The following is a 12,207-nucleotide window of genomic DNA, read 5'->3' as shown; positions in this document are numbered from 1 at the left end:
CTGAATTTTTTCGATGAAAAATATGAAACAAAACCGTATATTTGTAGTTATACATAAAAGTTGTAGACAGATGGTTGCACGGAAAGTTAAGTATTGTCTTGGAGCGGTTTTGGTATCGCTGTTTGTTTTTTCTGCCTGTAATTCACAATCGGGACGTATCGAATCTGTTACTCTTATTCCGGTTTGGCATGGAGATAGCTGTTTATATATAAACGCTGAAGATAAAATGGAGTTTAACGGACTATATCCTTCGGTTTCGCTTTTCCGTGAGGATATTGCTTTGGTACAGACGGCCGGGCGTGGTGCTCGTATCGGGTTTATCGACAATTCCGGAGAATTTGTTCTGCCGGCTGTTTATACACAGGCAACGGTTTTTCGTGAAGGAATGGCTTTTGTCGTTCGTCCGGGAGAAGCACCTTGTGCCATTAATCAAAAGGGAGAGCTGAAATTTACACTTCGGGATGCAGAAAGTGTGGAGACTTATCATGAAGATATGGCACTCTATTCGATCCGTGAAAAAGGGAAACTTCGTTATGGATATGTCGATAAAAAAGGAGAACCGGTAATAGAACCGGTTTTTTCCGGGGCAATGTCTTTTTCTCGGGGTAAAGCCGCAGTTCGGGATGCTAAAGGGAAATGGGGTTTTATAGATAAAGGCGGGGAGGCGGTTATTGAATGCCGTTATGATGAAGCAATGCCTTTTAATGATCGGGGTGTAGCTTTGGTGAGAGAGGACAGATTGTGGGGAGCCATTGATGAGAAGGGTAAATATGTTGTTGACCCTCAGTTTGAGATGATGTGTAGTGATGGAAAATGGTTTCAGGTGAAGTCTGAAGAAAACTTGTGGGGTTGGTGTGACCTTAGCGGGGAAATAGTAATCTCTCCCCGTTTTGAGAAAGCATTCGGCTTTTTTGACGGAGACAGGGCTCCTGTACTCCTTGAGGAGAAATGGGCGTATATCGACAGAAAAGGTATGGTTGTTATTAAACCCCAATTCGATAGGGCTCTCCCTTTTGTGGGTAATTTAGCCGCAGTTTGGGTCGGGGATTATATAGGATTTATAAATAAAGAAGGCCGTTACGAGATAAATCCTCAATATAATGGCTTGAGTCATGACTATGAGGCGAATGCTGTGTGGGGAGAATCTTGTTATGAACGTGTTACTACGGGCAAAAAGTAAAAAACTTTTTGTCTGTAATTACCGGTTTAAAAGATTTGTTTAAATTTATTCGGGTCTGATTTGTGGCTTTTTAGAGAAATCCCGTTCTTCATAAAAAGAAATAGCCTCTCTCCATGCATCGGAAATTTCTTTTGCCGAAGATGTTTTCACGTCGAATCCGACCAAGATTGTTTCACAAGTTGCTTTTATCTCTTTTGTCTCGATATTTATGATTCGTTGGGCAACTTTCAGGCTTTTGTTTCCGATAGATATTGTGGCGGTCTGCACAGCTATTTTTTCGTGCATGAAGACCGGTAGTAAAAAATTGGCATTGATATTCGCGATGACGAGATCTGCATCATTCCAGTTGATGGGGCTGCGTTTTACGTCTTCAAAATAACGGGCTTTCCCCAAATCATAGAATGTGAAATAAATAGAATTGTTTACATGTCCTAAGGCATCGATGTCGTTGAATCTGAGTTGTACGGGTAACGTATGTTTGAAAATCATGTCTTGCATAGAGCTATCTGAATATTATGTTTGTTATAATTTGACGTCCTACTTGTTTATTTAGTCTGTCCATCAACATATTCCGGCACATACTGAGTTCGCTGCGTAATACGGAAGATGAGAGATGTACATACAGAACACCCCGTTGAATATAAAGTTTGGTCGTATAAGACGCGACTTGCTCGCCCAGCAGAGAATTCCATGCCTTTATAAGGCGGGTTTCGTCTAACTTCAAATCGAGATTTTGTTCTTTGAGTACTCGATCGATGATTTCTCCGATAGATTGGGCATCTTGCTTTTTCATTTTATTTCTCCTCCTTTAAACTCTCGATATTTCCCTGTATTACCTGATAAAGATGAAAATCATGTCCGGTTTTACGGATAATTTCGTCGAGATATTCCCGGTTGGTATCTGTTATGAAAATTTGCCCGAAACGCTCTTCTGAGACTAAAGAAATGATACGCTCCATCCGTTGGGAGTCTAATTTGTCGAAAATGTCGTCTAATAGTAAAATCGGAGAAGTGAATCCGTTCCGGTTCAGGAAGTCGAATTGGGCAAGTTTCAAGGCGATCAGAAAAGTTTTATTCTGACCTTGTGACCCGATTCGTTTCATGGGATATTCTCCCAATGTCATTTCCAGTTCATCTTTATGAGAACCTCGAGTGGTGTAACCTAAAATACGGTCACGTTCTCTTACTTCTGCCAATTGGGCGAATAGTTCTCCATGTTCGTGATGTGACCGATAAGATAATCCGACCGATTCATTACCGCCGGATATATAAGTATAAAATTCTTGGAAGACCGGTATGAATGTGGATAAAAACGATTTCCTTTGTTTGAAAATCTCTTCTCCCGTAACAGACATCTGTTCTTCCCATATTTCATATAAAGCGGCATCTTTGATCTCTTGCTTAAGCAAAGCGTTCCGTTGAGCTAAAGCTTTGTTATAACGAATAAGCGTATCGAGGTAGTTCTTGTCGAATTGGGAAATTACAAGGTCTAAAAAGCGCCGTCGTTCGTCACTTCCTCCCAAAATAAGATCTGAGTCGGATGGCGAAACCATAACCAAAGGAATGAATCCGATGTGGTCGGATAGCCTGCCGTATTCTTTCTTATTCCTTTTGAACTGTTTTTTTTGACGTTTTTTCATCCCGCAATATACCTCTTCTTCATTTCCGTTATTATCATAATACCCTTGTAACATAAAAAAGTCTTCGTCATGGCGGATGATTTGCGAGTCGGCTATGTGAGAGTAGCTTTTGCAGAACGAAAGATAATAGATCGCATCCAACAGATTTGTTTTCCCCATACCGTTATTCCCTAAAAAACAGTTGATATTCGGGGAGAACGAAAGGTCTGCCTGTGCGATATTCTTGAAATTTATAATGGATAACCGTGATAAGATCATTCGTATATACGTTTGAGATGCAAACGTACATAAACTTTTTTATTCTAAAGGGAATTTGGTGGTTAAAACCCGATAAAAAACAAGATATTAAGGGGGTAGATGTAAAAAAATGAGATGGAAATTTCATTTATAAATATAATTAAATTACTTTTGTCAACCTAAAAACACATGCTTAAAAATTTATACGCGAAATAAAATTAAAATCATATGTCAAAAGAAAAACTTGAACACGACGAACTTGATAAGGTAAATGAGGTTTTGTCGTCCTCCGAACAATTTGTAGAAAAATATCAAAAGCCTTTGTTGGTTACCGTATTGATCATTATTCTTGTGGTAGCCGGTTTCCTTTCGGTACGGCATTTTTATTTTCAGCCCCGTGAAGTGAAAGCTCAGGCTGCGATGTACAAAGGTGAAATATATTTCGCTAAGGATTCTTTTGAATTAGCTTTGAAAGGAAATGGTGCAGATTTTGTAGGGTTTGAGGCAATTGCCGATGATTATTCCTCTACAAAAGCAGGAAATTTGGCTGCGGCATATGCCGGTATTTGTTATTATAACTTGGGCAAAGATGCGGAAGCTTTGGCGTATTTGAAAAAATTTGATGGTGACGATGCATTTCTGTCTCCGAATATTGAAGCTATGATCGGTAATTGTTATGCCAATATGGACCAATATGATGATGCAATCAAGGCCTTTGAAAAGGCTGCAAAAAAGGCGGATAATGAAATGGCTTCACCTATATTTTTACAAAAAGCCGCTACCGTAGCAGAAAAGATGGGAAATTATAAGAAAGCTCTGGATTTTTATCAGAAGATCAAAGATGAATACTCACAATCTATGATCGGTCGTGATATTGATAAATATATAGAAAGAGCTAAAGCTCATGTAAAATAAACCTGAATCATATATTATAAATGAAAAGCCGCCTTTTTCGGGTGGCTTTTTTTAACAAGTTGAATATATAAATAAAAATTTTGAAGATATATGGCGACAGCTTATCAAAATTTATCCTCTTATGATCCGGCTACAGTCCCTGATGCAAGTAATATGCGAGTAGCGATCGTTTGTGCTGAATGGAATGCGAATATTACCGAGAAACTTCTTGAGGGAGCTTGTAATACGCTTGAGAAGCATGGTGTGAAAAGCGACAATATATTTGTCGGTCGTGTGCCCGGGACATTTGAACTGACTTTTGGTGCTCAACGTATGGCTTCTTTTTATCATCCGGATGCCGTAATTGTATTGGGATGTGTCGTACAGGGAGATACCCCTCATTTTGATTATGTGTGTCAGGGAGTGACATCGGGTATAACTCATTTAAATGAGGTATTGGATATTCCCGTGATTTTCGGAGTGTTAACTACCGGAAATATGCAGCAGGCAATAGACCGTTCAGGAGGAAAATATGGGAATAAAGGAGATGAAGCAGCAATAACAGCAATAAAAATGCATGCTTTTGCTTGCAGATTAAAATAATTTGACTACCTTTGCTCCGCAATTAAGAAAAGGGGCGAATACCAGAGTGGCCAAATGGGGCAGACTGTAAATCTGCTGTCTTACGACTTCGGTGGTTCGAATCCATCTTCGCCCACCTTTTTTAGGTTGTATAAATGCGGGAATAGCTCAGTTGATAGAGCATTAGCCTTCCAAGCTGAGGGTCGCGGGTTTGAGTCCCGTTTCCCGCTCACAAGAAAGCCGGTCGAAATATTTCGACCGGCTTTCTTTATATTACATTTGTGCAAATCTGATTTGATAGAAGTATTTTCGGCTGATGGATATTAAGGTACAAAAAAAGACGATTCGAAGAATCGTCTTTCGTTTTTTTTAATCTTGATTATATTGCTTATTCAGCAGGATGAATAGCTCCGGTCGGACAAGCGTCAGCACAAGTTCCGCAATCTGCGCAAATTGATGGGTCGATTTTGTAGATATCGCCTTCAGAGATAGCTTCTACCGGACATTCGCTGATGCAAGTTCCGCAAGCAATACAATCGTCACTAATAACGTAAGCCATTGTTTCTAAGTTTTAATTGATGAATTAGTACTAATTATGTTCTGCAAAAGTAGTAGTTTTATCGGTTCATTCAAATAAAAAAGGACTTTTTTGTTTTGGCGTTTACTGACAGGTATTGCCAAAATGTTATCTTTGCAGGCAATAAGAGGAACTTTTCACCGTTTAATGTATGTATTAAAGGAGACGCGATTGAGAAAGACGATACTTTTGTTTTTGATGTCATTAATGGCTGTTTCAGGGATTGCGCAGAAACGTAAATTGGAAAGATTGCCTTATATTGACCAGCGGAGAATACATTTCGGATTCTCGGTGGGATTACATACGCAAGATTTAGGATTTACTCATACCGGATATATGACTGAAGCGGGAGAAACTTGGTATGCCGAAGTCCCCTCTTTCTCTCCCGGTTTTAATGTCGGGCTGGTTAGCGACCTTTATCTTTGTAAATATCTTAACCTTCGCTTCTGTCCCACCATGTATTTTGGAAATAAGACGGTCGAATTTCGGGAAGATCATACAGATGAACGTCGTACTGTAGATTTGAAGTCGAATTATATTATGATTCCGATAGATATAAAATATAGTGCGAAACGTCTGAATAATTATTGCCCTTATATTACTGCAGGAGTTGCTGGGGCTTTTGATATTTCAAAAAAGAAAAATGAACTGTTGAAGCTTAAGACTTATGATACTTATTTACAAGTAGGATTGGGGTGTGATATTTATTTGCCTTTTTTTAAATTGATTCCGGAACTTAAATTTTGTTTCGGTCTTGGCGATATTTTGCAGCATAAGCGTCCTGATCTGCGCGATCCTTTGGATTATAAATATACACAAGCGATTAAGCGGGCATCTTCTAATATGGTCGTGCTTACATTCTATTTCGAATAAAGTCTGTTTTTGCTTGTTTTCAATCGAAAATAGCATTTTTCTATGCTTAGGACTCAACACTGTGTTAAATATGTAGATTTAACATTTCTCTTCTTGTATAATCGGACAATATGTTATAAATTTGCATCATAAATATCGCGGGGTGGAGCAGTGGTAGCTCGTTGGGCTCATAACCCAAAGGTCGTCAGTTCGAGTCTGGCTCCCGCAACTAAGTTTAAGAGCGCTAAGTGGTTGGCGTTCTTTTTTTGTTTTATTGGGGGCGGTTTGTCCTGATTTTTAAGGCAGAAAATATTGGGACTAAAAAAAATATCCGGACTTTAAAGTCCGGATATTTTTTTTAGTCGTATAATGGAAATACGAAAATTCAAGAGTTTAGAATCGAGGTCGGGCTTCTTTTACTACCATCGTGCGATTGTCATACTGTGCACCATTAAGTTCTTTAATTGTGTTTGCTGCTTGCATGTCATCTGGCATTTCTGCAAAAGCAAAACCTTTGGAACGACCGGTTTCGCGATCTTTAATTAATTTTACAGAGTTAACTGTACCATACTCTTCCAAAACTTGGATTAAATCTGACTCCTTAACATTATAGCTAAGGTTACCAATGTAAATATTCATAAGAATGAAATAAAAATAAATAATAAAAAATTGAAACAACGAGATTTGGGGAAAGATCTTGACCGACGATAAAAAAATACTCAACGGTTTGCGTTTGAGAAAATCCTCATAGAAGAGTAAGAGCGATATAAACTCTCTTTGTTTGTATTGCAAATAACGATATAATAATCGATATATCTACTATGTTATCTTTATTTTCTTCGTAATTTAAATATTTAGCTTTTTATTTTACGCATTTTACCATTCCAATTTAGAGCCCTGTCTGAGAGAAAATGTTATCAGGCCATTGTTTTCTTCCAGTCTGTTTTCCGGTTTTCACTCGTTAGATAGCAGGCCATCATTCTCGTAAAATCGAAGAAATATCCTCAATCGAAATTCTCAAACGTAGACTGAGCAAAATTTAGACGACAGATCTGAATATAGTTTGTATATCGTCACTATTAATATTAAAAGACTTTGAAGCGGGTTGTATATATAGATATATTTTTATAGTAAAGAATACATTTATGGCTTTTGTGTTTCTTTTTTATATTAATAGTATAACAATATGTTGTTTTAATTGTAGAATTATTATCTCAGAATATGTTTAATAACATATTTTATACTTGATATTTTTTTATAAACATTTGATTTGTAATAAAATATGTGATTTTGTGTGTTTTGTGTGTGCGCACACATATTTGTTATTTAAAATTTATGCCATATATTTGTCCGTGAAATTGAGCCTAAATCTGTTTTTATGCCGATTGATTAGACTGTCCAAATAAACGTTCGTTTATTCGGACTTTTTTTTATTCACTAAATTTCTTCCTTAATTTTTACACAAATTTTTGTTATCAATACATTTATCGAATATCCAACACTACATATTTAAGACTTTTCATTCCGTTTAGTAAAACGAACATTTGTTTGGACAAAAGATGGAGTTTGTAAATAAAAGAAGATATCTATTACCATGTCTATCTGAGTGTTTAAATTTTTTTACTAAACTAATACATAACATGAAAAGTGGAACAGAGCGAATAGTCCGTATTGTCGGATGCCTAATGGCTTTTTTCAATTTCTTATTGCTGGTGCAGCCAATAAATGCGCAGACTTCCGGTAAAGTAAGTGTGAAAGGTGTTGTTCTGGACGAGGCAGGGGAAACATTGCCCGGTGCTACCGTCACAGAAAAAGGGACAAAAAATGTTGCAGCGACCGATTTGGATGGTAAGTTTACGATTAAAGTATCGAAAAGCGGTGCTACTTTGATCGTTTCGTATGTCGGGTATGTAACTAAAGAGGTTACATCAAAGCCGGATATGAAAGTTATTTTGTCCGAAAATTCTAAAAATCTCGATGAAGTAGTCGTTGTCGGATACGGAACGATGAAAAAACGAGATGTAACAGGTGCTATCAGTTCTATATCCAGTAAAGATATAGAGCAGAAGATGGCGACGAATGTGTTTGAGGCTTTACAAGGACAGACTGCCGGAATTCAGATTATTTCCGGTTCTGGCCAACCCGGGGAAACTTCTTCAATTAAAATACGTGGAACATCTACATTCTCTGCCGATGGAGTAAAACCCCTTTATATTGTGGATGGTATTCCTTTGGATGATATTGATGGAATCAACCCAACGGATATTGCATCTATGGAAATTTTGAAAGATGCAGCTTCGGCAGCTATTTACGGTTCTCGTTCTGCTAATGGTGTGATTATCATTACAACTAAGCAAGGAGAAGCGGGTAAGCCCCGTATTGATGTGAAGTACAATCATTCATGGGGAACATTGTCTCATAAGTTGGCTCAGGCAAACCGTGCTGATCGTCGTTATTATGATAATGCTCGTCGTCAGTATTTTTTAGATAATAATATCGGTAATGCAGATGAGAGTATCCAAATGATTCAAGACTCGTTGAATGTATTTTTTAATGTAGATAATGACTATCAGGATATGATTTTGCAAACTGCACAGAAGGATCAGGTTGATATTAGTGTGGGCGGTGGCAGCGACAAAATCAAATATTTTATCAATACCGGTTATTTTAATGAAAGAGGTATAGTTCCTAATACGGCATTTCAGCGGTTGACAACTCGTATTAATTCTGATTACAAACCGGTAAAATGGATGAATATGGGTAGCCGCATCGCTCTTACTTACTCTAAAAAAGAGGGTATAAACGAGAATGCATTATTAAATGCAATGTTGAGTCGTCGTCCTTATTTCTCGACATACTACCCTGATGGCTCGCTTGTGGGAGTGTTTAACGGACAGAAAAATCCGATTGCGCAAGTCGAGTATACAACAGATTTTACAGACGCATATAAAGGGAATTTTTATCAGTTCTTTGAATTTGACATTTATAAAGGTTTGAAGTTCCGTACGAATATCAATGCCAATTTCTCGCTTAGTAAACGGAAGAAATTATATCCCAGTATTATTACGGATGAGTGGCAAAAAAGTAATGAAGGCGGTTCTTATAACTATTTAGGCTGGAACTGGATGAATGAAGATTATTTCAGTTATAGCCACAAATGGGGAGACCATAATTTTTCTGCAATGGCGGGTTTTAGTGCTCAGCGTTGGTCAAATCAAAATGAAATTCTTGTAGGGACTAATTCTTCTACCGATTATATTTATACGATGAACGCTTTTGCGTCTAATTTGACTCAAACTTCTACCGGTACATGGCAGACGAGCCATTCTTTAGCTTCTTTGTTTGCTCGTATAACTTATGATTATAAAGGACGTTATTTATTGACGGCAAATGTGCGCCGAGACGGATCTTCTCGTTTTGCTGAGAATAATAAATGGGGGAATTTCCCGTCTGCATCTGTCGGTTGGCGTATTTCTGATGAGAAGTTCATGCAATTTGCCAAACCTGCACTCGATGATGCGAAGATTCGTGTAAGTTATGGTGTAACCGGAAATGAGTCTATCGGAAATTACGATTACGTATATACTTATTCTCCGAGCACTATTTATGACGGTGTCGGAGGCGTTTCTGCAACTCGTATCGGTAAAGACAATCTGAAATGGGAAGAGACAAAACAGTTTGATATCGGTCTTGACCTTTCTTTCTGGAATAGCCGTCTTACCGCTACATTTGATTACTATGACAAATATACTTCAGGATTGTTGGCAGATTATGAACTCCCGAAAGAGTCGGGTTTTTCAACGATGAAAACCAATGTGGGCGAGGTCAGCAACCGAGGATTCGAAGTCGCTATTGCCGGAGATATCATCCGTACAAAAAATTTCCGATGGAATGCTTCGTTTAATATTTCACGAAACATAAATCAGATAGAGCGTCTTTCTGAAGGTAAAGCTTATTTGGAAGGAGATTTATGGTGGATGCAAGAAGGAGGACGTATCGGAGACTTCTATGGATATAAATATATTAATGTTTTCCAATATGATGAGTCTAATGCTTTTGCCGAAGGATCATGGCAACAGCTTACACCGGTTTTTGAAAATGGTGTGTTTCAAAATAAATATTTATTGAATGGAACGGAATATACCGGTAAAGTCTTGCAGAAAACTTTACCGAACGGAAAACCTTTTCGCGGAGGAGATATTAACTGGGAAGAACCAGAAGGTAGTCGTGACGGAATTATCGATGATAATGACCGTATGATTATCGGCAATGCACTTCCTGATGTTACAGGAGGTCTTAGCACTCAGTTTACGTATAAGGATTGGAGCTTGTTTATTTCTTTTTATTACTCTTTGGGTGGAGAGATTTACAACTTCGGTGAGCATAACCGGAATATGTTTAAATATACCGGAACGACACCTTCTCCGGATGTAATTTATAATACATGGTTGAAACAGGGAGATATAGCCCTTTATCCGAGACCTTATAATGATGAATATGATAATGCCCGTTATGCTAACTCTTTCTATGTCGAAGACGGTTCTTTCATCCGATTACAGAATGTGCGGTTAAGTTATAACCTACCGAAAAATTGGTGTCGGAAATGTGGTGTAAAAGGTATAAATCTGTATGCTTTTGTAAATAACGCTCTTACTTGGACTAAATATTCGGGATTTGATCCGGAGTTTTCGACGAGCGATCCGTTACAAATCGGTCGGGATAATTATCGTTACCCGAAAAAAAGAGAATATGGTGTAGGTATGTCTGTTAATTTTTAATCGAAACTACTATGAATAGGATAAAGTTATTTTTTGGAGTTGCCGCACTTGCTTTTTCGTTGAGTTCTTGCGAGGCATTTCTTGAGGAAGAGCCGATAAGTGAAATACCGGTAGAAGAGATGTGGCAAACTTCACGGGATGTAAAAGCCGGAGTAAATGAAATTTACGGACTTTTCCGTACGACTATGCGGAAGAATTATTTTTACTGGGGAGAGTTCCGTTCAGACAATATGTCTCCCGGTTCTTCTTCTGCAGCAGATCAACAAAGGGTAATCGATAACTTGATAACGACGAGTCATGAATGTGCCAAGTGGACAGATTTATATAAAATGATCAATCAGGCAAATCTGGCGATTAAGTATATTCCGACAGTCGATATGCCTTCTATCGCTACTCGTAACGATTATTTAGGACAGGCCTATGCCATGAGAGCTCTCGGTTATTTTTATGCTATTCGCGTTTGGGGAGACGTACCTTTGTTTACTGAGCCGAACGAAAAGTATAGTACTGATCTATATAAAGAGCGTACCGATAAAAATTATATCCTTAGGAATGTGATTCTTGAAGACCTTAAAAAAGCTGAAGAATTGATGGATAAAACGAATAATAAAGAACGGAAACGCATTTCTATTTATGGCGTTTGGGCTATTATGGCAGATGTGTATATGTGGCTTGAGGAGTATAATTTGGCAGATCAGACTATTGATAAGATGTCCGGAGACGCTACGTTTATGAAACTTGAAACAAGTATTGAGAATTGGCGGAAAATGTTTGTGGAAGAACTGAACGGAAAACCTTCGGATGATACTCCTGAGAATGATGAATACACGACTAAAGAACTCATCTTTGTTGTCCATTTTGATATGGACGAAGTGGGATCGAGTGGATATAGTTATATGTATCAATGGTTTACTGGATCGGGAAACCGTGCCGCCGTTTTATCAGATGCTATTCTTGAAAAGTTTTCTGATGATGATTTAAGAAAAGCATATACAACTCAGTATTATCAAAATGGGTGGGAGCTCAATAAATTTATCGGAGGAACAATCAGTACGACTTTAAATAAGACATGTGAAGTGGCTTATCCTATTTACCGCTATTCAGATATGATTTTGTTACAGGCCGAAGCGCGTGCCCGTATGGGAAAATGGGAAGAAGCGTTGGATTTGGTAAAACAGATTCGCGACCGTGCTGGGTTGACAACCGCTACGTCTATGGATTTTGCTTCGGAGGACGATATTATCAATTATATTTTGGATGAACGTCAAATAGAGTTGGTCGGAGAAGGACGCCGTTGGTTCGATTTGTTGCGTACGAAAAAGTGGAAAGAAGTCATGGAGCCTATTAATGGAATGAACCAAGATGGAAATGAACTTTTCCCGATACACTATTCCCATATCAATGAGAATCCGAAATTAACACAGAATCCGTATTACGGTAAGTAAAAATAACCACATCTAAAATATA

General features: G+C 38.0%; 11 protein-coding genes and 3 tRNA genes. 9 read left to right on the top strand and 5 right to left on the bottom strand.

Annotated elements, in window-relative coordinates; all coding sequences use genetic code 11:
• Positions 1-70: 70 nt before the first annotated feature.
• Positions 71-1,180: a WG repeat-containing protein gene (locus QUE35_RS08015; RefSeq protein ID WP_169721147.1), complete on the top strand. Its 1,110-nt coding sequence runs from the start codon at positions 71-73 to the stop codon at positions 1,178-1,180.
• 45 nt (positions 1,181-1,225) lie between these two features.
• Here QUE35_RS08015 and QUE35_RS08010 read toward each other — a convergent pair whose 3' ends face one another.
• From QUE35_RS08010 to recF, 3 genes are read right to left on the bottom strand one after another with little or no spacing between them, the layout of a single operon-like run.
• Entirely contained in the window at positions 1,226-1,678 is a 453-nt protein-coding gene (locus QUE35_RS08010) for an acyl-CoA thioesterase (protein ID WP_022603013.1), read from the bottom strand.
• A gap of 4 nt (positions 1,679-1,682) precedes the next feature.
• Positions 1,683-1,973, bottom strand: a complete 291-nt coding sequence (locus tag QUE35_RS08005) for a DciA family protein (protein WP_009318104.1) — start codon at positions 1,971-1,973, stop codon at positions 1,683-1,685.
• Between the two features lies 1 nt (position 1,974).
• Positions 1,975-3,078, bottom strand: coding sequence for a DNA replication/repair protein RecF (gene recF / locus QUE35_RS08000; protein WP_022390253.1), 1,104 nt, complete (start codon positions 3,076-3,078; stop codon positions 1,975-1,977).
• A gap of 207 nt (positions 3,079-3,285) precedes the next feature.
• On the opposite strand from recF, the gene QUE35_RS07995 reads away from it, so the two are divergent.
• From QUE35_RS07995 to QUE35_RS07980, 4 genes are all read left to right on the top strand, one after another.
• Positions 3,286-3,972, top strand: coding sequence for a tetratricopeptide repeat protein (locus QUE35_RS07995; protein ID WP_022390252.1), 687 nt, complete (start codon positions 3,286-3,288; stop codon positions 3,970-3,972).
• A gap of 90 nt (positions 3,973-4,062) precedes the next feature.
• A complete protein-coding gene (ribH, locus tag QUE35_RS07990) occupies positions 4,063-4,554 on the top strand; it encodes a 6,7-dimethyl-8-ribityllumazine synthase (protein ID WP_022390251.1) in 492 nt (163 codons plus the stop codon).
• 32 nt (positions 4,555-4,586) lie between these two features.
• Positions 4,587-4,669 (top strand) — tRNA-Tyr (locus QUE35_RS07985).
• Between the two features lie 21 nt (positions 4,670-4,690).
• Positions 4,691-4,763: transfer RNA gene (locus QUE35_RS07980), tRNA-Gly, on the top strand.
• A 158-nt stretch (positions 4,764-4,921) separates the two neighbouring features.
• Here QUE35_RS07980 and fdxA read toward each other — a convergent pair.
• Positions 4,922-5,092 (bottom strand): 4Fe-4S ferredoxin, encoded by a 171-nt coding sequence (gene fdxA / locus QUE35_RS07975; protein ID WP_009318100.1) that lies wholly within the window; start codon positions 5,090-5,092, stop codon positions 4,922-4,924.
• 189 nt (positions 5,093-5,281) lie between these two features.
• Here fdxA and porT point away from each other — a divergent pair, with 189 nt between their 5' ends.
• Both porT and QUE35_RS07965 read left to right on the top strand, forming a co-directional pair.
• Positions 5,282-5,983, top strand: a complete 702-nt coding sequence (porT, locus tag QUE35_RS07970) for a type IX secretion/gliding motility protein PorT/SprT (RefSeq protein ID WP_044261925.1) — start codon at positions 5,282-5,284, stop codon at positions 5,981-5,983.
• A gap of 136 nt (positions 5,984-6,119) precedes the next feature.
• Positions 6,120-6,191: transfer RNA gene (locus QUE35_RS07965), tRNA-Met, on the top strand.
• A 164-nt stretch (positions 6,192-6,355) separates the two neighbouring features.
• On the opposite strand, the gene rbp is transcribed toward QUE35_RS07965, so the two are convergent.
• A complete protein-coding gene (rbp, locus tag QUE35_RS07960) occupies positions 6,356-6,601 on the bottom strand; it encodes an RNA-binding regulator (RefSeq protein ID WP_009318098.1) in 246 nt (81 codons plus the stop codon).
• A gap of 1,046 nt (positions 6,602-7,647) precedes the next feature.
• Here rbp and QUE35_RS07955 point away from each other — a divergent pair.
• The gene (locus QUE35_RS07955) at positions 7,648-10,740 is read left to right on the top strand and encodes a SusC/RagA family TonB-linked outer membrane protein (RefSeq protein WP_044261926.1); all 3,093 of its coding nucleotides are present in this window, start codon (positions 7,648-7,650) and stop codon (positions 10,738-10,740) included.
• Between the two features lie 11 nt (positions 10,741-10,751).
• Positions 10,752-12,185 carry a RagB/SusD family nutrient uptake outer membrane protein gene (locus tag QUE35_RS07950; protein ID WP_022391240.1) on the top strand — a complete coding sequence of 478 codons (1,434 nt, stop codon included), beginning with the start codon at positions 10,752-10,754 and terminating at the stop codon, positions 12,183-12,185.
• Positions 12,186-12,207 lie beyond the last annotated feature (22 nt).

This window comes from Coprobacter fastidiosus (genome assembly GCF_030296935.1).
GTDB classification, from domain to species: domain Bacteria; phylum Bacteroidota; class Bacteroidia; order Bacteroidales; family Coprobacteraceae; genus Coprobacter; species Coprobacter fastidiosus.
This window is presented reverse-complemented; position numbering and strand designations above follow the sequence as displayed.

What these genes read in the sequence shown, in the direction of transcription:
- QUE35_RS08015 (WP_169721147.1), top strand. Translation starts at nt 71, where the DNA reads ATGGTTGCACGGAAAGTTAAGTATTGTCTTGGAGCGGTTTTGGTATCG.
- QUE35_RS08010 (WP_022603013.1), bottom strand. Translation starts at nt 1,678, where the DNA reads ATGCAAGACATGATTTTCAAACATACGTTACCCGTACAACTCAGATTC.
- QUE35_RS08005 (WP_009318104.1), bottom strand. Translation starts at nt 1,973, where the DNA reads ATGAAAAAGCAAGATGCCCAATCTATCGGAGAAATCATCGATCGAGTA.
- recF (WP_022390253.1), bottom strand. Translation starts at nt 3,078, where the DNA reads ATGATCTTATCACGGTTATCCATTATAAATTTCAAGAATATCGCACAG.
- QUE35_RS07995 (WP_022390252.1), top strand. Translation starts at nt 3,286, where the DNA reads ATGTCAAAAGAAAAACTTGAACACGACGAACTTGATAAGGTAAATGAG.
- ribH (WP_022390251.1), top strand. Translation starts at nt 4,063, where the DNA reads ATGGCGACAGCTTATCAAAATTTATCCTCTTATGATCCGGCTACAGTC.
- fdxA (WP_009318100.1), bottom strand. Translation starts at nt 5,092, where the DNA reads ATGGCTTACGTTATTAGTGACGATTGTATTGCTTGCGGAACTTGCATC.
- rbp (WP_009318098.1), bottom strand. Translation starts at nt 6,601, where the DNA reads ATGAATATTTACATTGGTAACCTTAGCTATAATGTTAAGGAGTCAGAT.
- QUE35_RS07955 (WP_044261926.1), top strand. Translation starts at nt 7,648, where the DNA reads ATGGCTTTTTTCAATTTCTTATTGCTGGTGCAGCCAATAAATGCGCAG.
- QUE35_RS07950 (WP_022391240.1), top strand. Translation starts at nt 10,752, where the DNA reads ATGAATAGGATAAAGTTATTTTTTGGAGTTGCCGCACTTGCTTTTTCG.